The sequence below is a fragment of the Citrobacter sp. MGH105 genome (assembly GCF_001037485.2).
GTDB classification, from domain to species: Bacteria; Pseudomonadota; Gammaproteobacteria; order Enterobacterales; family Enterobacteriaceae; genus Citrobacter; species Citrobacter portucalensis.
Genome location: NZ_CP073048.1, coordinates 1,596,177 through 1,622,758, shown reverse-complemented (window position 1 = coordinate 1,622,758; position 26,582 = coordinate 1,596,177). Strand labels below are relative to the sequence as shown.

The window sequence follows — 26,582 nt, the reverse complement described above, 5'->3', positions numbered from 1 at the left end:
CAGGGAGCATTAAGAAGACATTAATGTGCCGGATGATGAACAGCGTTAAAACCCAGCTTACACAATAAGGCAGCAGCCGTTGCGTCGTCACACATCACATATAAAGACGACCATTCACGACGCTCAAGGTAATTTTTACGCAGTTTATCAAACTCACCCGGAATTCCAGCGACTTTACGCAGCGGCGCATCATCGCGGCGCACATCATACACTAAATGCACCAGCCTTTTCAGCGTTGGCTGATCTAACGGGCCGTGCAGGGTGATACGACCAAATTCCGGCGCGGGTAACAGGGTACTGAGCGCAACGTGCTGCTCGTGACCAATAAACTTACTATAGGCCTCAAAGACCTGCGTGGTGCCACGCGCTTTTCCTTCGAGGGTATACCCGGCAATGTGCGCCGTGCCGATATCGGCTTTCTCCAGCAACGCCACATTGAGATCCGGCTCTCCTTCCCAGACATCCAGCACAACGCTCAGCGACTGACCGGCATTCAACCGGTTCAGCAATGCCGTATTGTCGATGACCGGCCCACGGCAGGCGTTGATCAGAATAGTGCCCAGCTTCAACCGGCTAATCAGCGCGTCATCCGCCATGTGCAGCGTTTTGTACGGCCCGTCTTTAAACAGCGGGGTATGGAAAGTCAGCACATCGGCTTGCTCAACCAGTTCATCCAGCGAGCAGAAATTGCCTTCGTCACCGCGATCGGCTCGCGGTGGATCGCACAGCAGCGTGCGGATCCCCAGCGCTTCCAGACGCGCCTGCAAACGCCCGCCCACGTTGCCCACACCCACAATGCCTACGGTGCGATCGCGTAACGCAAACCCGTCGCGCTCCGCCAGCATCAGCAACGCTGAAAAAACATATTCTACGACCGCTATTGCGTTACAACCGGGCGCGGCGGAAAAACCGATCCCCGCCTGCGCAAGCCAGGCGTCATCCACATGGTCTGTGCCAGCGGTTGCCGTACCGACAAATTTAACCGGTTTTCCGCCAAGCAGTGATTCATTTACTTTCGTCACCGAGCGCACCATTAAAGCATCCGCATCATCCAGTTCAGCAACGGGAATCGGACGACCGGGAACCGCTTTGACCTCCCCCAAACGACTGAACAGTTCGCAGGCATAGGGCATATTTTCATCAACGAGGATTTTCACGTCTTTCGCACCTGTTTGAGAACGAGAGTTAACCGGGCAAGTGTGCCATAATCTCGCCGCCAGGCATACTGCGAGACCTGGTCAGCACAGATTTAAGGAACAGAGATGATGCAGCCCATTTCAGGTACGCCCGCACGCCCTCCCGGCGAAGGCCAAAATGCCCCTTCCGCTGCGGGTGAACAACCGTTATCCACGCAACAACGTACTGTGCTGGAACGGCTAATTACCCGTTTGATTTCACTCACCCAGCAGCAAAGCGCTGAGGTGTGGGCCGGAATGAAGCACGATCTGGGCGTCAAAAGTGATACGCCGCTGCAGTCACGTCACTTTCCTGCCGCTGAGCAAAACCTTAACCAACGACTGGGGGTTGCTCAGCAAAATCATGTTAATCGTCAGGTGCTTTCGCAGCTCACTGAATTACTGAGCCAGGGAAATAATCGCCAGGCGGTGAGTGATTTTATCCGTCAGCAGTATGGGCAAACGGCGCTCAGCCAGCTCACGCCTGAGCAGTTGAAGAACGTGCTCACGCTGCTGCAACAAGGACAGCTATCGATACCGCAGCCGCAGCAGCGCCCTGCTACCGATCGCCCGTTGCTCCCCGCAGAGCACAATACGCTGAACCAGTTAGTTACCAAACTGGCGGCGGCCACGGGAGAATCCGGGAAGATGATCTGGCAGTCGATGCTGGAGCTGTCTGGCGTAAAAAGCGGTGAGCTGATCCCTGCCAAACAGTTTACGCACCTGGTCACCTGGCTGCAGGCGCGCCAGACGCTCAGCCTGCAAAGCGCCCCTACGCTACAAACGCTCCAGGCGGCGCTGAAGCTGCCATTAGAGCCGAATGAGCTGACAGCGATAAAAGAATACGCACAGCAGACGTATCAGATCCAACCACAATCGATTCTGACCACGGTGCAGGTGCAGGACTTGCTCAATCAAATTTTCCTGCGTCGCGTGGAACGAGAACGTGAGCTCATCGATCCGCGTCATCTGCAGCCCATTTACAGCCCGTTCGCGCCGATGATTGAAACGGTTAAATCTCTGTCGGCACGACCGGGACTGCTGTTTGTTGCGTTGATGATTGCGTTAGCCATTTTCTGGCTGGTCGCTTAACCTTTACGCAGCGTAAGCAACGTTACAATAATCCCCACCACGGCGGATATCGCCCCGGCAAGGAACACTGAGGGATAACCGTACGCGGTGGCCAGCACCCCGGCTACCGGACCGCTTATGCCGTAGGAGATATCCTGAAACGCGGCGTAACCGCCCAGCGCCGTACCGCGAACCTGCGCGGGCACTCGCTTCACCACTTCGACGCCCAATGCCGGGAAGATAAGCGAACACCCGGCCCCGGTTAATGCCGCCCCGAGCAGCGCAATCCAGGCCGATGGGGCCTGCCACAGCAAAATCAGCCCCGCTGTTTCCACCAGCAAAGAGACAACGGCAACCTTCACGCCGCCGAAACGGTCCGGCATCCAGCCAAACAGAATGCGCATCAGCACAAACGCCCCACCAAACGCAGTCAGGGTGAACCCCGCCATCGTCCAGCCGTTGCTGACAAAATAGAGTGAAATAAAGGTACCGATCACCGCAAAGCCAACGCCCTGCAGCGCCAGGCCCAGGCCCGGTTTCCATATAAGCCCGACTACGCTCCATAAAGAAGGACGTTCTCCTGCATGCGCAGGCACTTTGCGCACGGTGCCGTTGAATGCCCATGCCAGCAACGGTAATACCATCGTCGTTCCCGCCAGCGCCGCGAAGCCAAAGTGGCTGTGGATCAACAGGCCCAACGGTGCACCGGCGGCCAGCGCGCCGTAAATCGCCATTCCGTTCCACGACATCACCTTACCGGAGCGTGTTGGGCCGACCAGCCCCAACCCCCAGGTCAGCGTACCGGTGAGCAGTTGGCTTTCGCCAAAGCCGAGGATCAAACGCCCGACGATTAACAACGCAAATTTTACGGGAACAGAAACAGGCAATAGCGCGGCTAAAAGCCACGCCGCGCCTGCCAGCCCACAGGCAAACATCCCCTGTAGCGCCGAGCGTTTAGCACCATATTGATCGGCTAAGCGCCCGGCGTAGCCGCGCGTTAATACCGTCGCCAGAAACTGTACACCTACGGCGATACCGACCATGGTGTTGCCATAGCCCAGTTCCTGATGCACAAACAGAGGAATCACGGGCAAAGGGAGACCGACCGTCATATAGGTCAGGAAAACTGCAAAAGCGATACGAAACAGCGAAAAGTTCGCCGAAGGTGTTTTTTCTTGTTGGGTTACAGCTGTCATGCGTTACTCCAAAATGCAGAGTAAGGCGAGGAATGCCCACGCCCCCTCTACCTGACTATCAGGATTAAGGTGCGTTGGATAACGTTAAACGCTTACGCATTATCAAGAGGATAATGTTGAAGCTGGAGTCTGCCTGTAAACCCGATCGATTGTCAACGATATAAAAAAGGGAGCCTGACGGCTCCCTTTACTGTACAGCATGAGCCGGATATAAGATCCGGCACACTGTCTTATGCTTTCAGCTTACGCATAACCAGCGTTGCGTTAGTGCCGCCAAAGCCGAAGCTGTTGGACATCACGGTAGTCAGCGCCTGCTCGGTCGGTTTGGTCACGATGTTCAGACCTGCCGCTTGCTCATCCAGCTCTTCAATGTTGATGCTCGGCGCAATAAAGCCGTGTTCCAGCATCAGCAGAGAGTAGATAGCTTCCTGTACGCCAGCTGCGCCCAGGGAGTGGCCGGTCATGGCTTTAGTCGCAGAGATTGCCGGGCTGTTGTCGCCAAACACTTCACGAATTGCACCCAGCTCTTTCACGTCGCCTACCGGGGTAGAGGTACCGTGAGAGTTCAGGTAGTCGATCGGGGTGTCTACACCGTGCATCGCCATTTGCATGCAACGTACTGCGCCTTCACCAGACGGAGCAACCATGTCTGCGCCATCGGACGTTGCGCCGTAACCGACGATTTCCGCGTAGATATGCGCGCCACGTGCCAGCGCGTGTTCCAGCTCTTCAACCACGACCATACCGCCGCCGCCTGCGATAACGAAACCGTCACGGTTTGCGTCATAGGTACGGGAAGCTTTTTCCGGTGCATCGTTGTATTTAGTAGACAGCGCGCCCATGGCGTCGAATTCACACGCCATTTCCCAGCACAGCTCTTCGCCGCCGCCAGCAAAAACGATGTCCTGTTTGCCCAGCTGAATTTGTTCTACCGCGTTACCGATACAGTGCGCGGATGTCGCACAGGCAGAGCTGATAGAGTAGTTTACGCCGTGAATTTTGAACGGCGTTGCGAGGCAGGCAGAAACGCCGGACGCCATCGCTTTGGTGACCACATACGGGCCAACCGCTTTCAGACCACGCGGGCTACGCATTGCGTCAGCACCGAACACCTGAAAACGCGGGGAGCCGCCGCCGGAACCTGCAATCAGGCCAACGCGCGGGTTGTTCTGGTAATCTTCTGCTGCAAGGCCGGCATCAGCCACTGCCTGTTCCATAGAAAGGAATGCATAGATGGATGCGTCGCTCATAAAGCGCACTACTTTGCGGTCAATGAGGCCAGTGGTATCCAGTTTTACGTTGCCCCAAACGTGGCTACGCATGCCGGAGTCCTTCAGCTCCTGAGAGAAAGTGATCCCTGAACGTCCTTCACGCAGAGATGCCAGGACTTCCTGCTGGTTATTACCGATGCTGGAAACGATGCCCAAGCCAGTAATCACTGCACGTTTCATTCAATACCTCTGTAAGTCGCACTATTTTAAAGTTTCGAGTGGCACAATAGCGTACACTTGTACGCCGAACAAGTCCGATCAGCCATTTAATGTGGAAATTTGCGCAGCCAGGCACTCATCGCTAAGATCGGGGCACAGCCTGCCAGACGAGTAACTTACGTGAAACAATACGCTATACAACCTGCAAACCTTGAATTCAACGCTGAGGGTACACCTGTTTCCCGAGATTTTGACGATGTCTATTTTTCTAATGATAACGGGCTGGAAGAGACACGTTACGTCTTTCTCGGCGGGAATCATCTCGCCCAGCGATTCCCCGCGCATTCACGTCCCCTCTTCGTGGTGGCAGAAAGCGGGTTTGGCACCGGACTTAACTTCCTGACGCTCTGGCAGGCATTTACCGGTTTTCGCGATACCCATCCTGAAGCTACCCTGGAAAGATTACATTTCATCAGTTTTGAAAAATATCCGCTAACGCGCGAAGATCTCACCTTAGCCCATCAGCACTGGCCAGAACTTGCCCCGTGGGCCACGGCGCTGCAAGAGCAATGGCCGCTGCCACTGGCGGGATGCCATCGCCTGCTCCTTGATGAAGGACGCGTCACGCTGGATCTGTGGTTTGGCGATATTAACGAACTGACCAGTAAGCTCGATGACTCCCTGAATCAAAAAGTGGACGCCTGGTTTCTGGACGGTTTCGCACCGGCAAAAAATCCGGATATGTGGACGCCAACGCTGTTTAACGCAATGGCCCGTCTGGCTCGTCCCGGCGGTACGCTGGCGACCTTCACCTCAGCGGGCTTTGTGCGTCGGGGGTTGCAGGAAGCCGGGTTTACGATGCAAAAATGCAAAGGCTTTGGTCGCAAACGTGAAATGCTCTGTGGCGTAATGGAACAGACGCTGACGCTCCCTTCATCGGCTCCCTGGTTTACACGTTCCGGAACAGATAAACGCGAAGCCGCCATTATTGGCGGGGGGATTGCCAGCGCATTGCTGTCGTTGGCGTTACTGCGTCGCGGTTGGCAGGTCACACTCTATTGCGCCGACGATAATCCAGCCGGGGGTGCCTCCGGCAATCGCCAGGGCGCGCTTTATCCGCTACTCAGCAAGCATGACGCGGCCATTAATCTCTTTTTCCCCACCGCGTTTACCTTCGCTCGTCGACTGTATGACGCCCTCCCCGTTGAGTTCGCGCATGACTGGTGCGGTGTGACGCAACTGGCGTGGGATGAAAAAAGCCAGCAAAAAATCGACCAAATGCTGTCCCTTGAATTGCCTGATGCGCTCGCCGTCAGCGTTAACGCAGAGCAGGTTTTACAAACGACCGGCGTCGAAACCGGATGCGGCGGGATTCAGTACCCTGCCGGAGGATGGCTGTGTCCGGCACAGTTAACCGCCGCCGTATTCGACTACGCCGCAACGCTGGGATTACGCACGCGGTATCAACATACGCTGGCCTCGCTGTCTCGCCAGACAGAACACTGGCAATTGACGTTTGCCAGTGGCGAAACCGCCACTCACGCTGCTGTAGTTCTGGCTAACGGGCATCGCATTAACGGCGTTGAGCAAACGCAGTCGCTACCAGTGTACTCCGTAGGCGGTCAGGTGAGTCACATTCCTACTACGCCTTCGCTTTCAGCGCTGCGCCAGGTGCTGTGCTATGACGGCTACCTCACGCCGCACAACCCGCAAAACCAGCAGCACTGCATTGGCGCCAGCTATCATCGCGGAAGTGAAGAAACGGTGTATCGTGCGGACGATCAGCAGCAAAACCGTCAGCGCTTAATAGATTGTTTCCCGAATGCCGCATGGGCAAAAGAAGTAGACGTTAGTGGCAATGCCGCCCGTTGTGGAGTGCGCTGCGCCACGCGCGATCACATGCCGATGGTTGGCAACGTCGCGGATTATGACGCCACGCTCAGCCAGTATGCCACTCTTGCCGAAGACAAAGAGCACGCCGTAAACGCCCCGGTGAATTCCGATTTATTTATGTTGGGTGCGCTGGGCTCGCGCGGGCTGTGTACTGCCCCGCTGTGTGCAGAAATTCTGGCATCGCAAATGAGCAATGAACCCATACCAATGGATGCCAACACGCTGGCAGCGCTGAATCCGAATCGTCTGTGGGTAAGGAAGTTATTGAAGGGTAAAGCGGTGAAATAAGATACCATCTCGCCATTGCCTGATGGCGCTACGCTTATCCGGCCTACAACCCTCGTCCGCGTAGGCCGGATAAGACGCCTTCGCGTCGCCATCCGGCACAATCCACTGCAATTATTATTGCGTTGCCTTCTGGAACAGTGTGTCCCACATCTCTTTCACTAACGCCTGGTCACGCGGCGAGAGTTCGCCTGCGCTGATGGCTTTTTCCAGGCTGCTGGTCACATTGGCGTACAATGCCTCAGCGGAATGGTCCTCGCCAGCATCCAGCTCAGCCACAGCCAGCGTCAGGTGCCCACGCAAATAGCCACTGGCAAACAACTCATCATCGCTGGCGTGCTCTACCATATCGTCGATTAATGCCAGAATGCGTGATTCAAACTCCGCGATCATCTTATTTCCTCATTGTAAACGTGGCAGCGGCTTCAGTTGAGCGCTTCGGGCCACGGGAATTGTTCCGCCGTAAGTTCAGGCGTGTGATAATAATTCTGTAACGCGTTAATGAAACGCGCCGGACGTTCAGGGATCCCCTTTTCCAGGTACTCCATCACCTGAGCATGAACACGGCGCTGGAATACCACGCGATCCGGTTCAAAGTCTCCTTCCAGATTGTCGCAACTGACGTTAAACGGGTAGCCCGCCGCCATGCAAAACAACCAGTCAAACGCCTGCGGCTTCACTTCCACATCTTCAAACTGGCATTGTGTCTTCGCGTCGCGTCCGTCCGGGCAGTACCAGTAACCGAAATCGACCAGTTCACGACGGGCTTTACCGGCGATGCACCAGTGTGAAATTTCGTGTAACGCACTGGCGTAATAACCATGCGCAAAAACGATACGGTGATACGGTAATTCCGCATCCGCTGGAAGATAGATCGGTTCGTCGTCGCCTTTAATCAGACGGGTATTAAATTCATCGGCAAAGCAGCCGTTAAAAATCTCAATTAACTGTTCGTAGTGATGCGTATTATTCATTAGTTCATCCCCAGCCAGTGGAGAATCTCCTGTCCATGATTATCATAAAGTAGCTTGGCGCTCATCACGGCGGAGACAATAACGATCATTGGCCGAATGAGTTTTTGTCCTTTGCTGAGTACCAGTCGAGAGCCCATCCGTGCGCCAATAAACTGGCCAATGAGCATCACAAAACCTGTCGCCCAAATCACTTTGCCGCCGAGGGCAAACAGCAACAACCCACCGATATTCGATGTGGCATTTAATACTTTGGCGTGGGCCGTCGATTTCGCCAGGTTGTATCCGCACAGCATGACAAAAGCCAGCGCGTAGAACGACCCCGCCGCCGGACCAAAAAAGCCATCGTAAAAGCCGACGCAGCCCCCGGCCACCAGCGCGAAAGGCAAACCGTGCAGTCGGCGCTGTCGATCCTCTTCCCCGATTTTCGGCATCAACAGAAAGTAAAGGCCAATACAGATAACCAATACTGGCAGGATCTGGCGCAGAACATCTGACTGCAGGTGCTGAACCAACAGCGCGCCACTCATTGAACCGATAAAGGTCATGAAGATATTGAGTTTCTGATCCGCCAGATTAACCACACCCCGACGAATAAAATAGAGGGAGGAAGAGATAGATCCCCCGCAGGCTTGCAGCTTATTGGTCGCCAGCGCTTGCGCAGGTGGCATCCCGGCCGCCATCAATGCCGGGATGGTGAGTAGACCACCACCTCCGGCCAGAGAATCAATAAAACCTGCCAGCATCGCCACAAAAAAAAGCACACCTAACAGCAGTGGCGACACCATAAACAGAGAGGCAAAATGATCCATTAGAGTACATGCTCGTCCAGTAGCGCCTGGCAGGAAGGCGGCAACGGCGGCGGTGTCTTCTTCTCAGGCTTGGTGGTTCCAGGTTTTGGAGGTTCGAACCAGCTTTGCAGCTCTGCGCCACAGCCGTCACCCGGTGGCGGTAACGGTTGATCTTCGCACTCAAGGCTGTCGGCAGGGCAACGTAACCGCACGTGCATATGCGCACGATGCTGGAACCACGGCCGCACTTTACGCAACCAGTCCCTGTCGGTCCCTGCATCCAGGCAAAGTTGTTGCTTAATCGCCGGATTCACGAAAATACGCGTTACTTCATTATCTTTTGCAGCCAGCCTGATCAGGCTGAAAATCTCCGGTTTCCACAGTGACGGCACAACACGTTTGCCATCCTGTGAGACCAGATCTAACGCCTGCGGCCGCAGCAGTTGCGACTGGGTCCAGCGCGTTTTCGGCAGTTGCAGGAAAATATCCACATCCAGTCCCGTCTGGTGGCTGGCGTGACCGCCATTGAAACGCCCACCGGCCGGCATCCCCATATCGCCGATTAACACCGTGCCCAGTCCCTGACTATTGGCCTGATAACTCAGACGCTGGATAAACCTCACCAGATCCGGATGGCCAAAGTAACGACGCTGATCGGTACGCATCACCTGATAATGTTCTGACTGTACAGGCAGCGTATCAGCGCCAACAATACAGCCATTGGAAAACGCGCCGATAGACTGCGCACTTCCTGCAACCGGATGGGTAATTTTCTGCCAGGGCGTCGCCGCCAGACAGGCGGTACTGGCAAACAGAGCCAGCGCCGCAAGTGCCGTTTTTTTCATCTCTTACCAGCGTGGAATATCGGTCTTCACGTCCGCATTTTGCGCCCGCTGACGCAGCAGGTGATCCATCAATACGATCGCCAGCATCGCCTCGGCGATCGGTACGGCGCGGATCCCTACGCACGGATCGTGGCGACCTTTAGTGATCATTTCGACTTCTTCTCCAAAGCGGTTAATAGTGCGCCCAGGAACGGTAATACTGGACGTCGGTTTCAGCGCCATATGAGCAATGATTTGCTGCCCGCTGCTGATCCCGCCCAGAATGCCGCCCGCATGGTTACTCTGGAAACCTTCTTTGGTGATTTCGTCACGGTTCTGACTGCCGCGCAGCGCAACAACGTCAAATCCATCGCCAATCTCAACGCCCTTAACGGCGTTAATGCTCATCAGCGCATGGGCGATGTCAGCATCCAGGCGGTCGAATACAGGTTCGCCGAGACCCGCAGGTACACCGCGTGCAACAACGGTCACCTTCGCTCCGATTGAGTCACCTTCTTTCTTCAGCCCGCGCATCAGTTCGTCCAGCGCTTCGAGTTTATCCGGGTCCGGGCAAAAGAACGGGTTAAGTTCCACCTGGGACCAGTCTTTGATCTCCAGCGGAATATCACCCATCTGCGTCAGGCAGCCGCGGATCTCAACGCCGAATTTTTCCGCCAGATATTTTTTGGCTATCGCTCCGGCCGCCACGCGCATCGCCGTTTCACGTGCGGATGAACGTCCGCCGCCACGGTAGTCGCGCAGGCCATATTTTTGCTCATAGGTATAGTCGGCGTGTCCCGGACGAAAAACGTCCTTAATCGCGCCGTAATCCTGTGAACGCTGATCGGTATTTTCGATCAGCAGGCCAATGCTGGTGCCTGTGGTAACGCCCTCGAACACCCCGGAGAGGATTTTCACCTGATCCGGCTCACGACGCTGCGTAGTGTAGCGCGATGTGCCCGGACGGCGTCTGTCGAGATCGTGCTGCAGGTCAGCTTCTGTCAGAGAAATGCCCGGCGGAACACCATCGACAATACAACCGAGCGCCAGCCCGTGTGATTCGCCGAAAGTGGTTACGCGAAAGAGTTGCCCAATTGTATTTCCTGCCATCACGGCTCCGTTATGCGTGTTGTGTATGTGCGCGTGTAATTAGTCTTTATAAATGCTGAAGTGCTCGCGAGCAGCAACTAACTGCTCTTTGGTCAGCATGAATACGCCGTCACCGCCGTTGTCGAACTCCAGCCAGGTGAACGGTACATCCGGATATTGCTCTATCAGATGTACCATGCTGTTTCCGACTTCACAAATCAGAATACCGTTATCTGACAGGTAGTCCGGGGCGTTCCCCAGAATGCGGCGGGTAAGTTTCAGCCCATCGCTGCCGGACGCCAGACCCAGTTCAGGTTCGTGACGATATTCGTTTGGCAGATCGGACATATCTTCTGCATCGACATACGGCGGGTTGGTCACAATCAGGTCATACTGGACTTTCAGCAGATCGCGGAACAGATCGGAACGGATCGGCGTGACGTGATGAATCAGGCCGTGTTCTTCAATATTGTGTTCGGTCACCGCCAGCGCGTCAGTGGAAATATCCACCGCATCCACTTCGGCTTCCGGGAAGGCATACGCGCAGGCAATGGCAATACAGCCGCTGCCAGTACACATATCGAGGATATGCTGTGGTTGCTCATTAATAAGGCCCGCAAAGCGGTTATTGATAAGCTCGCCAATCGGTGAACGCGGAACCAGCACGCGTTCATCAACATAAAACTCATGCCCGCAGAACCAGGCTTTGTTGGTCAGATAAGCAACCGGAATGCGCTCGTTGACGCGGCGAATCACGCGTTCAACAATACGATGACGCTCGCTGGAGGTCAGACGCGCGGTACGCATATCTTCTGGAATATCCAACGGCAAATAAAGTGACGGCAGCACCAGTTGTACGGCCTCGTCCCATGGGTTATCCGTGCCATGGCCATACCAGATGTTCGCCGCGCTAAAACGGCTGACCGCCCAACGCAACATGTCCTGAATGGTATGCAGTTCACTCACTGCTTCATCGACGAAAATTTTATCCACGTATTCCTCCAGGGCATGCTCGTATTAATTTCGGCGGCTAGTTTGCCACGAAGACGGCGATAAATCAGCATTCACACGGGGCCTGAACGCGAAAATTGCGTTTTAAGCGATCGGATGCCCGCCGAGTCGGGTTAAACTAACGGAAAATAAAAGTTGAGACTCTCGAATGAAAAAGAAAACATCGCTCAGCGAGGAGGATCAGACGCTGTTTCGCCAGCTGATGACCGGCACGCGTAAAATTAAACAGGACACCATCGTTCACCGACCTCCACGTAAAAAAATTGCCGAGGTTCCGGTTAAAAGACTGCTACAGGAGCAGGCTGATGCCAGCCACTATTTCTCGGATGAGTTTCAGCCGCTGCTGAATACGGACGGCCCGGTAAGATACCTGCGCGCCGACGTCAGCCATTTCGAGCTGAAGAAAATGCGCCGTGGCGATTACTCTCCGGAGCTGTTTCTCGATCTGCATGGGCTGACCCAGCAACAGGCCAAACAAGAGTTAGGCGCGCTGATTGCCGCCTGTCGCCGTGAGCATGTATTTTGCGCCTGCGTGATGCATGGCCACGGAAAACATATTCTGAAACAGCAGACGCCGCTCTGGCTGGCCCAGCATCCGCACGTAATGGCCTTTCATCAGGCACCGAAAGAGTACGGTGGCGACGCCGCCCTGCTGGTGCTGATTGAAGTGGAAGAGTGGCTACCGCCCGAACTTCCGTGATGCAGAAAAACAAAAAGAGCCGCATTTGCGGCTCTTTGATTTTCCGGGTGGCGGCTGCGCCTTATCCGGCCTGTTTAAATCGCTTTTGCCATTTTCAGGTTACACGGGCTCATCTGCCAGTTAAAAGTACCCTTCCCGCTCTCATCAAGCGTAACGCTGGCAATCGCTGATGTGGTAAACATCGGCGGTGTTTCACCTGGGCAAAGCTCAGACACCAGATATCCCACTAAAGGCAAGTGAGAGATAACCAGTGCCGTGGCGATACCTTCATTGGCCAGAGCCTGTAAATAGGCGCTGACCAGACCGACATCGCCGCAGGGAGTCAGCTCCGGCAAAACATCAACACCGGTTGGCAGATTCATACACTCCCCCACCACATCCAGCGTTTGTTCGGCTCGTAGGAACGGGCTCACCAGAACACGTTCGATATCCACTTTTTGACCTTTCAGCCAGTTCGCCATCAGGCGAGATTCGTCACAACCACAGGAGGTTAAGGGACGAACCGAATCACTGGCGGCATCGAGGGCCGCGTCGCCGTGACGCATGATAAAAACTTGCATATTGCACCGCTTTTGTTAACCAGAATCACCACTACCTTTATTCACAGCCCCTATTGGCTGTGGTAACGATATGGTGGCCGGCATTGTGCCTTATCCATTCACCGAATGAAACGCTGTTTTTTACCTTAACGGCGTAAGTATAGTCAATCTCTGTTTACATTTTGAGCGCGACCCATACATTCAGTGCGGATTCATCCTACCTTTGACCTCATGAATTCAGGTCAGTTTCCCCAATATTCCAGAATCTTTCACTGCGTTCCGCCATCTGCAATAACTGCTCACACGGTGTAAACCGCGAGCCGTACTGCGTGGTCAGCCGTTGCAGAACCGCAACCACTTCACCCGCGCCGAGAGAATCCATATACCGGAACGGGCCGCCGAGGAATGGCGGAAAACCAATACCAAATACAGCGCCGATGTCGCCATCACGTGCGCTGCGGACTATCTTCTCGTCGAAACAACGGGCTGCTTCATTGAGCATTAACATAACGCACCGCTCTGCTATCTGCGCAGCGGTAAGTCGGCCCTGACCCTGGACGCCAATAAGCGTATAAATTGCAGGGTCGACCTGTTTTTTGCTTTTACGCCCTTTCGCACCATAAAGATAGAAACCCCGACCATTTTTTCTACCTTTGCGATCGTCATTCAAAATTGAAGCAACAACATTTGCAGGCGCGCTAAAACGTTCTCCATATGCAGCCTCAAGCACTGGTATAATTTTAGTGCCCGTATCAATTCCGACCTCATCCAAAAGTTGGATTGGCCCAACTGGAAAACCAAACTTAACCAGCGCGGCGTCTATGGTTTCGACCCGCTCGCCTTCGGTCAACATACGAATCGCTTCGTTAATATAAGGCGCTAAAATGCGGTTAACGTAAAAGCCGGCCTTATCTCTGACCACTATCGGCGTTTTGCCCTGTTTTTTCGCTAACTTAACGGTAGTTGCAATTGTCTGCTCAGAGGTCGTGGCATGCGGGATCACTTCGACCAACGGCATTTTTTCCACCGGACTAAAAAAGTGTAAACCAATCACTTGTTCGGGCCTTGCAGCGTTCGCAGCAATATCGCCAATGGGCAAAGATGAGGTGTTAGAAGCAAAAATGGTATGAGGTGCGCAATTTTGCTCAACTTCTGCCACCATCCGTTGTTTTAGCGACAGATCTTCAAACACGGCTTCAATAATTAGATCGCGATGCGCAAAGCCACGGTAGTCGATTGATCCCGAAATCAGCGCCAGTTGTTTATCGCGTTCGCTGGCTTTGATATGACGGCGGCGAACCTTCGTTTCAAGCTGATCCCAGCTGTACTTCAGCGCGTGGTTGATTCCCTTAGCGTTTATATCTTTGATGCGCACAGGCAAGCCGCCTTTACAGGCCGTCACGTAGGCAATACCCCCGCCCATCAGACCGCCCCCCAAAATACCTACGCTGTTTAGCGGGCCAGGTTTCGCATCACTTCCGGGATCTTTTTTCACATCGGTGTTGGCAAAAAAGATGTGCCGTAGCGCCTGAGACTGGGATGTCATCGCCAGTTCACCAAACGCACGGGCCTCAGCGTCGTAACCGCTACTGCTGCCTTGCGCTAGCCCGGTTTCTATAACCTCAAGGATACGTTCTGTTGCAGGGTAGTTACCTTGCGTTTTTTGCGCCGTCTTTTTACTGGCCATGCGGAACAACAGCGCCCGCCCCAGCGGCCCCGCCAACACTCGCTCTCTCACGGGCAGTGTTCGATGCACAGAACTGTCCTGTTTAGCCAGTTCAACGGCCGCTTCCAGCAAAATGGAATGCGGTACAACTTCATCCACTAAACCAACTTTCAGCGCCTGTTTTGCGCGTAATTGTTTTCCGGTGAGGATCATATCCAGTGCGGTACTGACGCCAATCAGGCGCGGCAGCCGCTGCGTACCACCGGAGCCGGGCAACAAGCCAAGTTGTACTTCCGGTAAACCCAGAACGGTTTTAGCATCATCGGTACAAATACGGTTGTGGCACGCCAGCGCCATCTCCAGGCCACCGCCGAGGCATGCGCCATGAATCGCGGCGATAACCGGGATCGGCAAGGCATTAATTTCCGCCATCATCTGCTGCCCCTGACGGGCCAGCGTTTCGGCTTCCTGCGCGCTACGACAGCTACCAATCATGTTGATATCCGCCCCGGCAATGAAGTTATCGGGTTTAGCCGAAATAAACACCACGCCGCGCAATGCTTTGTTATCGCGGATATGCTTCAGAATGGCCCGTACCTGAGAAGCAAACTCCGCTTTCAGGGTGTTCATTTTCTCTCCGGGCACATCAATGGTGACAACAGCAACGTTATCCAGACGTACGTTTAGTGTAAAAGCCGATGCCATTTCCATTATTCCGCCTCCAGAACCATGGCTGCACCCAAACCACCAGCTGCACAGGCGGTCACTAAACCAAAACCACCGCCACGACGTCGTAACTCATGGAGGGTTTGGGTAATCATGCGCGCACCGGTAGCGGCGAAGGGGTGCCCATAGGCAATCGATCCACCCAGCACGTTAAATTTACTGTCATCAACTTCGCCAGTGGCATGTGCTCTGCCCAGCACGTCGCGGGCAAAACGTTCGCTACCCAGCAACTGAATATTCGCCAGCGTTTGAGCGGCAAAGGCTTCATGCATGTCGATCAGCGTTAAATCTGCCATCGTCAGACCCGCTCTCTCCAGGGCAAGCGGCGTTGACCACGCAGGTCCTAGCAGCATGTCCTGCCAGACATCGATGGCGGTAAAAGCAAAACTACGCAGGTATCCCAGCGGCACCAGCCCCAGCTCTTTCGCACGCGACTCCGTCATCATAATCACGGCGGCTGCACCGTCCGTCAGCGGGGTACTGTTTGCTGCGGTGACAGTGCCGTGCTTGCGGTCAAACGCCGGACGTAGTTTGGCGTAATCGGCCAGCGTAGAGTTACCGCGAATATTGTTATCTTCTGAAAAAGGATCTTTAAACGGTGGCGCGTAGGTAGTCATTACCTCATCTGCCAGCTTTCCTTCAGCCCACGCCTGAGCGGCACGCTGATGAGAGCGGTGCGCCAGAGCATCCTGCTGTTCTCGGGTAATACCATAGGTTTTGGCCATTTGCTCAGCCGTATCCCCCATACGCAAACCGGTGGAATACTCGGCGACGGCTGGCGGCACAGGCATCAGGTCACGTAAACGCAGTCGGGAAAAGAGTTTAAGGCGCTGACCGGTAGTCCGGGCCTTATTGACATCCACCAGCACCCGCGCCAGCTTTTTACTAACGCCAATAGGCAAGACTGACGAGGAGTCCGCACCACCCGCAATTCCCGCACGAATAGACCCCGCCATCAGGCTTTCCGCGACATTCGCCACTGCCTGAAAACTGGTCGCGCAGGCTCGGCTTACGCTATAGGCATCCGTATGCACATTCATGCCGGTTCCCAGCACGATTTCACGAGCAATATTTGGCGCTTCAGGCATTTGCACCACCTGACCAAAAACCAGTTGCTCAATCACATCAGCAGGTATTTCGCTGCGCGCCAGCAGCTCACCGACGACCATTTTTCCTAAATCAACGGCGGGAATGCCATGAAACGCGGTAGCCTGACGAGCAAATGGCGTACGCAACCCACTTACAATGGCAATACGGTCGCCCTGGCGGGTAACCAGCGGTAAAGCCTGACTCATAACACTCCCCTGTAAAAAATAAAATAAGTGGTCTGACCTGATCATAGTCTTAACCAATTTTTTACATTTAGCCAAGCGGAGAGAAAAGAAAGTGGGAGCTAAGACACAGTGAATAATCACTGACAGTTACGAAAAAGCCCTTGCTATCCGATAGCAAGGGCTTTTGCAGAGGGGGAGATTAACGCAGGCCCAGCTGGAAGATCAGCGTTTCAGCTTCACAGGCAAAAACAAAGTCGATATCCAGACGCACACCTTCTGACTCTTCAGTAAAGGTCGAGGTGATTTGGCAAGGCTCAGATTCCACGCCACGCGCCTTTTCGGTCAGAGCGGCCAGCGTTTCTTCTGCCTCTGCGCGGTTCGCGAACACACGGCTGTAGGACGCGGTGCAATCGGAGTTGTCCATGATGGTGCCAACATCCATACAGCAGCAAACCGGGGTTTCATCAGCACTGCATTTACTCATTGTAGATTTCCTCTGTATTCGCACCTGAGGTGCCAGATAAACGATAGGGATATTTTACGCTCCGATTATTCGCCTCTCCAGTCGTTAATTGTATGAAATGCGATAAGTGACCGAAATCACACTTAAAAATGATCTAAAACAAAAATCGCCCAAACAGGTGAGTGCGCACCCCCGCAATTTTGCCAGCTGGATCGCGTTTCTCTGATCAAATTTGAAAATATTTATAAACATACTTGCAACATTCCAGCTGGTCCGACCTATACTCACGCCACTGGTCTGATTTCTAAGTCGTACCTCAGACCCTACACTTCGCGCTCCTGTTACGGCATGTAACATTGTTTGTATAAAAATAAATCTATGAGGTTATGGTCATGAGCCAGAAAACCCTGTTTACAAAGTCTGCTCTCGCAGTCGCAGTGGCAATTATCTCCACACAGGCCTGGTCTGCAGGCTTTCAGTTAAACGAATTTTCTTCCTCTGGCCTTGGCCGGGCATATTCGGGTGAAGGCGCAATTGCAGATGATGCAGGTAACGCCAGTCGTAACCCGGCATTGATTATGATGTTCGATCGCCCTACTTTTTCAGCAGGTGCAATTTTCGTTGACCCAGATGTAGATATTTCCGGTCGCTCGCGTATTGGCAATGACGCCAGCCAGGATAATATCGCCCCAACAGCCTGGATACCGAACGTGCATTTTGTTGCTCCAATTAACGATCAGTTTGGTTGGGGGGCCTCCGTCACCTCTAACTACGGCCTGGCTACGGAGTTTAACAATGATTACACAGCTGGTTCGATGGGCGGGAAAACCGATCTGGAAACGCTCAATCTAAACCTGAGCGGTGCTTATCGCCTGAACAATCATTTTAGCTTCGGTCTCGGTTTAAACGCCGTCTATGCAAAAGCGAAGCTTGAACGCTATGCTGGCGATTTACCACAGCAGATCGTTGCAGGCTCCGGGGGCAGAATTCCTCCATCACTGGCCGCGCAATATCCGGCAGATACACAGATTGCGCGCCTGAAAGGTGACGAGTGGGGCTTCGGTTGGAATGCTGGCCTTCTTTATGAAGTAGATAAAGATAACCGCTACGGTTTCACCTACCGTTCTGAAGTAAAAATTGACTTCAACGGTGATTACCGCAGCAATCTGCCATCAATGGACCGTATTCCTGCGCAGTTGCGTCCGGTGTTCGCGAGCCTGCCAGCAGGAACCAACGGCAGTACGATCGATGGTTCACTTGATCTGAACCTGCCAGAAATGTGGGAGTTTTCAGGTTATAACCGCGTTGCACCACAGTGGGCGGTTCACTACAGCATGGCTTATACCAGCTGGAGTCAGTTCCAGGAGCTGAAAGCAAAAGGCAACAACGGCCAAACCTTGTTCTATAAAGAAGAAGGCTTCAAAGACTCCTATCGCATCGCGCTCGGTACTACCTATTACTATGATGATACCTGGACGTTCCGTACCGGTATCGCCTTTGATGATAGCCCGGTTCCGGCAAACCGTCGTTCCATCTCTATTCCGGATCAGGACCGCTTCTGGCTGAGCGCGGGTACAACCTACGCCTTTAATAAGGATGCATCGTTGGATGTTGGTATCTCTTATATGCACGGTCAGAAAGTGAAATTCGAAGAAGGCCCATACTCCTTTGAATCTGAAGGGAAAGCCTGGTTGTACGGTATGAACTTGAACTACGCATTCTGATTTTCTTCAGACGTAAAAAAGGTGAGCTTTTTAGCTCACCTTTTTATTTGCCCAATTCCTTACTCAGAATCGATCTCTTTTAAATCATCCTGAATATCTTTCGCGTTCGGGTTTTCTTCTGGTTTGAGTTTCCCGCCGTTCGCAATAAAGTCATGACGCTGGAAGTAAGCTTCACGCACCATGATGTAAGGATCGGAAGACTGACGCAGCAGACCATCAGAGTCGAGCAATTGCGCACGAGTTTCAATCCCTTCAACCGTCCATTTGCCTATCGACAACGGCCAGGTCAGCCAGGACAGTACCGGATACAGCGTATCGACCATATCGCCGCCGTCATCACGCAGCGTGAAACTACCGTAGAACGGAAGCTGCATATACGGCCCGTAACCAACATCATAGTGGCCTAACGTACTGCCAAAGCGGTGTGGTTCAACGCGCTGCAACTTCGGATTAGCCATACCTGCCACATCGATAAAGCCGCCCATACCTAACAGGGTATTCAGGAAGAAACGGGTAAAGTGCACCATCCCCTGATAAGGATCGCCTTGCAGGAAATAGTTGACCATGACGGCCGGCTCTTCAAGGTTCCCCGTAAAGTTGCTTAAACCATTACGCGCCGGCTGCGGAACATAGTCACGCCAGGCAACAGCTACGGGTCTTACAACGTATGGATCTAAAACATTAAAGTTGAAGTTGTACATGGTACGGTTGAACCCTTCAAATGGGTCCGAACGCCCCTGCTGTTCAGTACCGGAGCTCGCACACCCCACCAAAAGTGTGGTTCCCAGCGCAAGCGCCGACAGGCGAAGCTTCATAAGTGTCTCCCTGTGTTTTATGGCTATCGCTGATTGCCATCCATGACGGAACGATGACGTATCCGCCTGCTTAGATGTGAGCGATTGTAACAGCACGTCAAATGATGTCTATATACCCTGTCTTACTGATTTGATCATAGCCTGGTAATGCGCACTCCGCGGCGGTTCTATTCTAACTAACCCGATAAAAACAAACGTTACTATTTTTGCTATCTCAGACTTTCTCCCGCTGATTTTCAGACAAAAGCCGCTACGCTTTAGCAATACGTGCTTATTCAGGATTCGGCCATGAATGACATCAAGAAAGATAAAATTGATCGACACAGCGACGAACTCGAGGTGGAAAGCGATGAAAAGCTAACAGGGAAAAAGATAGAGCTTGATGAGGACAGACTCCCCTCCCGCGCCATGGCAATCCATGAACATATTCGCCAGGATGGGGAGAAAGAGATGGAGCGCGACGCGATGGCCCTACTGTGGTCAGCCATCGCAGCAGGACTGTCGATGGGCGCCTCGCTACTGGCTAAAGGGATTTTTCACGTACAGCTGGAAGGCGTGCCAGGGGGATTTTTACTCGAGAACCTCGGTTATACCTTCGGTTTTATTATTGTCATTATGGCCCGCCAGCAACTCTTTACCGAAAATACCGTCACCGCCGTACTTCCGGTGATGCAAAACCCTACCCTCGGCAATTTTGGCCTGTTGATGCGCCTGTGGAGCGTGGTACTGCTGGGTAATATTATTGGCACCGGGGTTGCAGCATGGGCGTTTGAACATATGCCGATTTTTGATGAAGAGACCCGTGATGCTTTTGTCAAAATTGGTATGGATGTGATGAAAAATACGCCAACAGAGATGTTCTCCAACGCCATCATTTCTGGCTGGTTAATTGCCACGATGGTGTGGATGTTCCCCGCCGCCGGAGCAGCAAAAATAGTGGTCATTATTCTGATGACCTGGCTGATTGCGTTAGGCGATACCACGCATATCGTCGTCGGCTCGGTGGAAATTCTCTATCTGGTTTTTAATGGCACTTTACACTGGAGTGATTTTTTCTGGCCCTTCGCGCTACCAACGCTCGCCGGGAATATCTGTGGCGGAACATTTATTTTCGCGCTGATGAGCCATGCGCAGATCCGCAATGATATGAGCAACAAACGTAAGGAAGAAGCCCGGTTGCAAGCAAAGCGTGATGAGCAAACGCAGAAAAACCAGAAAAAACAGGCCTGAATGGTGACTGTTTGAGCAGTCGGGCGGCCTGAGACTTACCGTTGTGAGTAAAAAACGCTATACTCGTGCCGCTTCGTCCCCTTAGTTAAATGGATATAACGAGCCCCTCCTAAGGGCTAGTTGCAGGTTCGATTCCTGCAGGGGACACCAGATATAACTCTCCTGATGTCTACCGAATTCAATAAAAACCTTTTATAATCAGCCATAACCCCTCTTCTCAGGCTATGCGACGTCAACTGAAGTCTACCCATATCTACGTGAATCAATAAACGTTTGGGGGCCTAAGTGGGGGCTTATCCTGTTCAACGGAAAATGAGGCCCCCAAATGCCACTGAATGCTCGTCAGGTCGAGACTGCAAAGCCCAGAGATAAAGCCTATAAACTCGCTGATGGCGGAGGGCTCTATCTCATGGTCAATACTAACGGTTCAAAGTACTGGCGAATGAAGTATCGATTTGCCGGTAAAGAGAAAAAACTCTCGTTCGGAACCTATCCTGACATCTCACTTGCGGAAGCCCGCACTAAGCGCGATGAAGCGAGAAAAACATTGGCAAATGATAAAGATCCCGGTGAAGTTAAAAAAGCCGAACTACTTGCCCAAAAACTATCGGTTACGAATACTTTTGAAGCGATAGCGGTTGAGTGGTACAACGCAAAAGTTTCTGGCTGGTCAAAAAACTACGCTGACTATGTTAACCGGGCCTTCAAAAACAATGTATTTCCCTTTGTTGGATCGCAGCCGGTTAATGAGATAAAGCCACTGGAGCTTCTGTCTGTATTGCAGCGTATGGAAAAGCGAGGTGCGCCGGAGCTTGCCAGTAAAGTGCGCCAACGTTGTAGCGAAGTGTTCCGTTACGCTATTGTTACTGGCCGAGCCGAGTACAACCCTGCGGCTGATCTTGGTAGTGCTTTACAGGGGTACGAGAAACAACATTATCCCTTTCTTACTGCTGCTGAGCTACCCGAGTTTTTACAAAAGCTTTCACAATACACCGGCAGTCTAGTAACGCTTCTGGCGACCCGACTACTCATGCTTACGGGCTTACGAACCGTCGAATTACGTATGGCAGAATGGAGTGAAATCGACTTCGAAAACCATATCTGGGAAATACCGAAAAGTAGAATGAAGATGAGGCGACCCCACATAGTGCCCCTTTCTGCTCAATCCTTAGCAGCACTTCGGCAACTAAAGCAATTGACCGGTACTTACCAGTTTATCTTTGCAGGTCGAAACGATGTTAATAAACCAATGAGCGAAGCCAGCATCAATATGGTTATTAAAAGGATTGGTTACGATAAGAGAGCAACCGGACATGGTTTTCGTCACACCATGAGCACAATCTTGCATGAGGAAGGATTCAACACTGCTTGGATTGAGACCCAGCTCGCGCATGTGGACAAGAACGCGATTCGCGGGACCTATAACCATGCGCAGTATCTTGAAGGGAGGAAAGAGATGATGCAGTGGTATGGGGACTATTTGGATGGATTGCGATTGGATGGAAACGTTGCCAGAGTTAGTTAATGAAGAGCCGATTCGAGTTCGGCCTTCGGCACCATATGCAAAAACTAAGTCACCTGAGGGTGGCTTTTTTTTGTCTTAAATCAATTGGATATCTTGGTGGCTGTTCTTTTTTTGTTCTCCTAATGTCTGATGGTATCTGTTGGTATATCGCATGATGCCGGATACTGATCCGTATATCGGAAGTTCGATTTAAAGCGGTATACGGTTTAGAGTAATGTGAGTCGTTAGAAGAGGTTGAGTTCTGGAAGGTGGAGGGGCTGGTGTGTGCGTGAAGCCGACGTTGCTAACTTTGCCTATGCGTATCATTGGTGGCTGGCCTGCCAGCTAAATGACGGTAAAGGACAAGTCCTTCGATAACGTAAGTTTACCTACTGTGTATCATAGGCCATGTGCTTGACTTTAATCTTATGAAGTTGTCATACTCCAAAAGGACGGGGCAGGTTCTTCCTCTTGCTTTTTGTAAGGGCGGCTCTGATAATGAACAGCGATATTTAGCTGTTGAGCTTAGGCTCACTGATCCTGCTTGCAGGGTGTTCAACGGTTCCAATCTTTCCTGCCCCTTCCATATCCCAAAAATAAAAGGGAGTTTTCATGCGGGACAATATCTGGTTTACATATAAAGCACGTATTAATGCACATCATCGCCTGGAGTGGCTTGAAAAACACTCTCAGTTTATCCTCGTTTGGTATGCCTTATTTAGTGCAGTGCTTTCAATCATAACATTACGATTTCCAAAAATACTCGGGGACAATACCGATATTCTTGCCGCAATACTTTCGGTGGCCTTACTAGGCATTTCACTTGTAGTCTCAAATCTGGACTTCCGCGGCAGGTCAATATCCATGAGGAGGAATTATCTTGCACTACAGCGGCTTTATTCTGATACTACCACTGAGCAACGATTAACGCCTGAACAACGAAAAAAATATCATGAATTGCTCGATGAAGTTGAAAATCATCTTGATATAGATGATAAAGCGGCACGTGTAGCCCAGTTAGGACTAACAACAAGAATCCCTACCAATAAAGAAAAACGAACAGTCCTATTTTGGAAAATAAAGCGGTTAATATTTACTTATTCATTTTATCTACTCCCGATCATATTTGTTTGGATAGACTATGACTGCTAGCAGAATATTTAAAAAATCTTTTTCAGAAAGAAATCTCCTTAAAGTATATAAGGAAAAAATAAAAGATTCCGGTGCCATTGGCATCGACCGAGTCCGCCCATCTAAACTCGACTTAACAATAAAAAACGAAATAAAATTTATCTCTAAAAAAGTTCACTCTGGTAATTACAAATTCACAGCCTACAAAGAAAAGTTAATATCTAAAGGGGCTAACTCTAACCCTAAATAACTGTTCGGAATAGTAGATCACTTTGAGGGAACTCAGCCCGAATTGTGCGATCTGATCAATCGCTGAATATCCCAAATCACCAACCGGACTGAGCGATGCCGATCATAGCACCAATTCCCCGTGACGAACGACGCCTGATGCAGAAAGCTATCCATAAAACGCGTGATAAAAATTATGCCCGCAGACTGACCGCCATGCTGATGTTGCACCGGGGAGAGCGCGTCAGTCATGTGGCCAGAACACTCTGCTGTGCCCGCTCATCGATTGGTCGCTGGATTAACTGGTTCACTCTGTCTGGTGCTGAAGGCCTGAAGTCATTACCGTCAGGACGTGGCAGGCGCTGGCCGTTCGAACATATTTGCGCATTGCTGCGTGAGCTTGTGAAGCATTCTCCCGGCGATTTCGGTTATCAGCGTTCCCGCTGGAGTACCGAACTGCTGGCGATAAAAATCCGTGATGTCACCGGTTGTCCGCTACATGCCTCAACCATCCGGAGATGGTTACCTGCTGCCGGGCTGGTATGGCGCAGAGCAGCGCCGACACTGCGTATCCGTGACCCACACAAAGAAGAAAAAATGGTCGCTATCCATGAAGCACTGGCGAAATGCAGTGCGGAAAATCCCGTGTTTTCCGAAGATGAAGTGGATATTCATCTCAACCCGAAAATCGGTGCTGACTGGCAGTTACGCGGGCAGCAAAAACGTGTTGTCACACCGGGCCAGAATGAAAAGTACTATCTTGCCGGTGCGCTGCACAGCGGTACGGGAAAAGTCAGCTACGTAGGTGGAAACAGTAAAGGTTCATCTTTATTTATCAGACTGTTAAAACATCTTAAGGCGACATACCGGCGGGCAAAAACGATTACGCTCATTGTCGATAACTACATTATCCACAAAAGCCGTGAAACGTTGCGCTGGCTGAAAGCAAACCAGAAGTTCAGGGTCATTTATCAGCCGGTTTACTCGCCATGGGTCAATCATGTCGAACGGTTGTGGCAGGCGCTTCATGAGACAATAACCCGAAATCACCAGTGCCGTTCAATGTGGCAACTGTTGAAAAAGGTTCATCACTTTATGGATACCGTCAGCCCATTCCCCGGTGGAAAACACGGGCTGGCTAAAGTGTAGCGGTATTAGGATCAGTTATTTAGGACAAGCCACGATACTTGCTACAGATTAATCATTTCTTCTGATAGTGGATGATCAACACAGGAACCCGATAAATTGAAACTGACAGAGCCGAAACGGGACATCAAAAACAAACCGCCCCCGGTTGACAGGAATGCCCCGTCCGGCTGGTTTCGATAGTAACATCTTCCATCTGGGGATGTTAAGTAATGGAACAGGCAGTAGGTGGGCAGATTCGCAAGCGCAAGCATGGTCGTACTGTCTATTCAGTATCAGCATGTTTCTGAGTCTTTTTCTGGTTCTGAAGTATCGTTTCATCGGAGTTAAGAATGTTATGGATGAGTTCCTCACATCCCTGTTGCTTTTGAACTTCCAAAAGTAACTGAACGGAAATGCGGTGTACTGGGAGTGAAGTACTTAGGGTAGGTGGAGGGGCTGAGCTGATATTCGGTGAATCATATCCTCAGGAGACATAATTAACATGTTGGAAGATCTCAAAAGTGAATGGACAGATTAAGCGAGATATTTACATGGAAAAGCCTGAAGAATGATTTCGGAATTCTGATGGAGACCTATTGAACGTTTTCTTAAAGAGACGGGAAAAATAATGGACATCATTATAACCGACACTTCGTGCTATTTTTTCAATGCTCCAGTTTGTTTGTTCAAGGAGACAATGAGCTTCCGTCATTCTTTTATTTATTAAATAAGCAGTGAAGCCTGTGCCTGTCAACTCCTTAAACGTTCTGGAAAAATAAAACATACTCAGGTTGGCTTTGCTGGCCATTTGTTCAAGATTGAGATTGTCAGAGAAATTCTGATTTATGTGATTGAGTATCATTTCCATTGTTGCCTGATGTCGACCCAATGTCTCCAGTTTCTGATTTTTAACAGGACTGACATTTTTTACTATACGTAAATTATATTCCTTACTAAGGTAGTTCTCTATAATAAGGTTCAGGAGCTGTGCAGCAGACTTTATTTTCATCAGGCTCAGTTCAGGCACCTCATGATATAGTTCGATAAGTTTTGATTCTGTTGGTAAGTTTTTATCGTTTTCCACTATTTTTGGTAATGGTAAGTTTTCTGCAACACGTGCTTGTCCACAAGAAACAAACCCTGTCAGATTACCGTTAATGAAAATAGGAATGGAAAAATCTACGAGTCCTGCGTGACAGCGATAACATTGAATCTGTTTTGCTTTCGTACTTTCAAAACCACCACAGCGATCGCATTGTTGGCAATAGGGATGGTAAGCTGCGATTTGCCTGACCTGCTGGCAGAAAGAAGTAAAATTATACCATGGGGATATCTCTTTGCCATTCAGATCTACGGCAACAGAACCCAGACCTGTGGCATTGGCAAAATCATATACAATATTGTCAAGTATATCGTGGGCGTTTCTCATTTTTTTACCTGGCAATAAAAGTTGTAATCCGTTAGTTATTCTTGGTTTTTCACAAAGATAAATCCATTACATTCGTGACTATATCATATGAAAATTATACTCTTTTTAAAATCGTTGTAAATTGTGCTACATCACATTTTCTTGCCTGAGCTTTAAAGTATTAATTTCTTGATCTGAGTCATTTTCATTGAATGACCATCATTTGGTTGGATTGATTTAAAGGGGATTATTCTGTAATGGTAATCCAGTATCCAGGAAACGGATATGATTTATATAACATGTTCGGGGG

General features: G+C 51.4%; 23 protein-coding genes, 1 tRNA gene and 1 pseudogene. 10 read left to right on the top strand and 15 right to left on the bottom strand.

The genetic code is table 11. The annotated features are described in order from the left end of the window. Window positions 1-20: 20 nt before the first annotated feature. Window positions 21-1,157, bottom strand: coding sequence for a 4-phosphoerythronate dehydrogenase PdxB (gene pdxB / locus SK35_RS07630; RefSeq protein WP_048215848.1), 1,137 nt, complete (start codon window positions 1,155-1,157; stop codon window positions 21-23). Between the two features lie 108 nt (window positions 1,158-1,265). Here pdxB and flk point away from each other — a divergent pair, with 108 nt between their 5' ends. Beyond that, window positions 1,266-2,267 carry a flagella biosynthesis regulator Flk gene (flk, locus tag SK35_RS07625; RefSeq protein ID WP_048216403.1) on the top strand — a complete coding sequence of 334 codons (1,002 nt, stop codon included), beginning with the start codon at window positions 1,266-1,268 and terminating at the stop codon, window positions 2,265-2,267. Here the strand turns inward: flk and SK35_RS07620 are convergent. Both SK35_RS07620 and fabB read right to left on the bottom strand, forming a co-directional pair. Beyond that, complete coding sequence (locus SK35_RS07620) at window positions 2,264-3,442, bottom strand: MFS transporter (RefSeq protein WP_003834805.1); 1,179 nt, start codon at window positions 3,440-3,442, stop codon at window positions 2,264-2,266. The genes flk and SK35_RS07620 overlap by 4 nt on opposite strands. A 230-nt stretch (window positions 3,443-3,672) precedes the next feature. Further along, complete coding sequence (gene fabB / locus SK35_RS07615; protein ID WP_048215847.1) at window positions 3,673-4,893, bottom strand: beta-ketoacyl-ACP synthase I; 1,221 nt, start codon at window positions 4,891-4,893, stop codon at window positions 3,673-3,675. Window positions 4,894-5,052: 159 nt separating this feature from the next. Here fabB and mnmC point away from each other — a divergent pair, with 159 nt between their 5' ends. Continuing rightward, window positions 5,053-7,053 (top strand): bifunctional tRNA (5-methylaminomethyl-2-thiouridine)(34)-methyltransferase MnmD/FAD-dependent 5-carboxymethylaminomethyl-2-thiouridine(34) oxidoreductase MnmC, encoded by a 2,001-nt coding sequence (gene mnmC, locus SK35_RS07610; RefSeq protein ID WP_048215846.1) that lies wholly within the window; start codon window positions 5,053-5,055, stop codon window positions 7,051-7,053. 114 nt (window positions 7,054-7,167) lie between these two features. Here the strand turns inward: mnmC and SK35_RS07605 are convergent, their stop codons facing one another. Genes SK35_RS07605 through prmB form a run of 6 tightly spaced genes read right to left on the bottom strand, consistent with a single transcriptional unit; the run spans window position 7,168 to window position 11,718 of the window. Continuing rightward, the gene (locus tag SK35_RS07605) at window positions 7,168-7,443 is read right to left on the bottom strand and encodes a YfcL family protein (RefSeq protein ID WP_003028163.1); all 276 of its coding nucleotides are present in this window, start codon (window positions 7,441-7,443) and stop codon (window positions 7,168-7,170) included. Between the two features lie 32 nt (window positions 7,444-7,475). Next, window positions 7,476-8,024, bottom strand: coding sequence for an elongation factor P hydroxylase (locus tag SK35_RS07600; protein ID WP_003834819.1), 549 nt, complete (start codon window positions 8,022-8,024; stop codon window positions 7,476-7,478). Beyond that, window positions 8,024-8,833, bottom strand: a complete 810-nt coding sequence (locus tag SK35_RS07595) for a sulfite exporter TauE/SafE family protein (RefSeq protein WP_048215845.1) — start codon at window positions 8,831-8,833, stop codon at window positions 8,024-8,026. Before SK35_RS07595 ends, SK35_RS07600 begins: the two co-directional genes overlap by 1 nt. Further along, entirely contained in the window at window positions 8,833-9,657 is an 825-nt protein-coding gene (mepA, locus tag SK35_RS07590; protein ID WP_032944099.1) for a penicillin-insensitive murein endopeptidase, read from the bottom strand. The genes SK35_RS07595 and mepA overlap by 1 nt, the downstream gene beginning before the upstream one ends. A 3-nt stretch (window positions 9,658-9,660) precedes the next feature. Beyond that, window positions 9,661-10,746 carry a chorismate synthase gene (gene aroC, locus SK35_RS07585; protein ID WP_003834825.1) on the bottom strand — a complete coding sequence of 362 codons (1,086 nt, stop codon included), beginning with the start codon at window positions 10,744-10,746 and terminating at the stop codon, window positions 9,661-9,663. A 39-nt stretch (window positions 10,747-10,785) separates the two neighbouring features. Continuing rightward, window positions 10,786-11,718, bottom strand: a complete 933-nt coding sequence (gene prmB, locus SK35_RS07580) for a 50S ribosomal protein L3 N(5)-glutamine methyltransferase (RefSeq protein WP_003028173.1) — start codon at window positions 11,716-11,718, stop codon at window positions 10,786-10,788. 166 nt (window positions 11,719-11,884) lie between these two features. Between prmB and smrB the strand changes: the two genes are divergently transcribed. Then, window positions 11,885-12,436: an endonuclease SmrB gene (gene smrB / locus SK35_RS07575; RefSeq protein ID WP_003839296.1), complete on the top strand. Its 552-nt coding sequence runs from the start codon at window positions 11,885-11,887 to the stop codon at window positions 12,434-12,436. 74 nt (window positions 12,437-12,510) lie between these two features. Here smrB and sixA read toward each other — a convergent pair whose 3' ends face one another. From sixA to SK35_RS07555, 4 genes are all read right to left on the bottom strand, one after another. Next, window positions 12,511-12,996, bottom strand: a complete 486-nt coding sequence (sixA, locus tag SK35_RS07570; protein ID WP_003028179.1) for a phosphohistidine phosphatase SixA — start codon at window positions 12,994-12,996, stop codon at window positions 12,511-12,513. A 208-nt stretch (window positions 12,997-13,204) separates the two neighbouring features. Further along, a complete protein-coding gene (gene fadJ, locus SK35_RS07565; RefSeq protein WP_048215844.1) occupies window positions 13,205-15,352 on the bottom strand; it encodes a fatty acid oxidation complex subunit alpha FadJ in 2,148 nt (715 codons plus the stop codon). Next, on the bottom strand, window positions 15,352-16,662 hold the full coding sequence (gene fadI / locus SK35_RS07560; RefSeq protein ID WP_008785369.1) for an acetyl-CoA C-acyltransferase FadI: 1,311 nt from the start codon (window positions 16,660-16,662) through the stop codon (window positions 15,352-15,354). Before fadI ends, fadJ begins: the two co-directional genes overlap by 1 nt. A gap of 178 nt (window positions 16,663-16,840) precedes the next feature. Further along, window positions 16,841-17,125 carry a YfcZ/YiiS family protein gene (locus tag SK35_RS07555; protein WP_003834838.1) on the bottom strand — a complete coding sequence of 95 codons (285 nt, stop codon included), beginning with the start codon at window positions 17,123-17,125 and terminating at the stop codon, window positions 16,841-16,843. Window positions 17,126-17,496: 371 nt separating this feature from the next. On the opposite strand from SK35_RS07555, the gene fadL reads away from it, so the two are divergent. Continuing rightward, a complete protein-coding gene (gene fadL / locus SK35_RS07550; protein ID WP_048215843.1) occupies window positions 17,497-18,828 on the top strand; it encodes a long-chain fatty acid transporter FadL in 1,332 nt (443 codons plus the stop codon). A gap of 59 nt (window positions 18,829-18,887) precedes the next feature. Here fadL and mlaA read toward each other — a convergent pair whose 3' ends face one another. Next, entirely contained in the window at window positions 18,888-19,643 is a 756-nt protein-coding gene (gene mlaA, locus SK35_RS07545) for a phospholipid-binding lipoprotein MlaA (protein WP_003028190.1), read from the bottom strand. Between the two features lie 288 nt (window positions 19,644-19,931). Here mlaA and SK35_RS07540 point away from each other — a divergent pair, with 288 nt between their 5' ends. From SK35_RS07540 to SK35_RS07515, 6 genes and pseudogenes are all read left to right on the top strand, one after another. Then, window positions 19,932-20,873, top strand: a complete 942-nt coding sequence (locus SK35_RS07540) for a formate/nitrite transporter family protein (protein WP_048215842.1) — start codon at window positions 19,932-19,934, stop codon at window positions 20,871-20,873. Between the two features lie 75 nt (window positions 20,874-20,948). Next, window positions 20,949-21,023 (top strand) — tRNA-Arg (locus SK35_RS07535). 175 nt (window positions 21,024-21,198) lie between these two features. Next, a complete protein-coding gene (locus tag SK35_RS07530) occupies window positions 21,199-22,398 on the top strand; it encodes a tyrosine-type recombinase/integrase (RefSeq protein WP_007851503.1) in 1,200 nt (399 codons plus the stop codon). Window positions 22,399-22,989: 591 nt separating this feature from the next. Continuing rightward, entirely contained in the window at window positions 22,990-23,529 is a 540-nt protein-coding gene (locus SK35_RS07525; RefSeq protein ID WP_045307589.1) for an SLATT domain-containing protein, read from the top strand. Continuing rightward, window positions 23,519-23,755, top strand: a pseudogene (locus SK35_RS07520) (reverse transcriptase); the annotation flags it as partial. The gene SK35_RS07525 and the pseudogene SK35_RS07520, both read left to right, overlap by 11 nt. Before the next feature lie 98 nt (window positions 23,756-23,853). Next, a complete protein-coding gene (locus SK35_RS07515; RefSeq protein ID WP_011787828.1) occupies window positions 23,854-24,885 on the top strand; it encodes an IS630-like element ISSpu2 family transposase in 1,032 nt (343 codons plus the stop codon). Window positions 24,886-25,411: 526 nt separating this feature from the next. Here the strand turns inward: SK35_RS07515 and SK35_RS07510 are convergent. Continuing rightward, window positions 25,412-26,293, bottom strand: a complete 882-nt coding sequence (locus SK35_RS07510; protein WP_011787829.1) for a PocR ligand-binding domain-containing protein — start codon at window positions 26,291-26,293, stop codon at window positions 25,412-25,414. Between the last annotated feature and the right edge of the window lie 289 nt (window positions 26,294-26,582).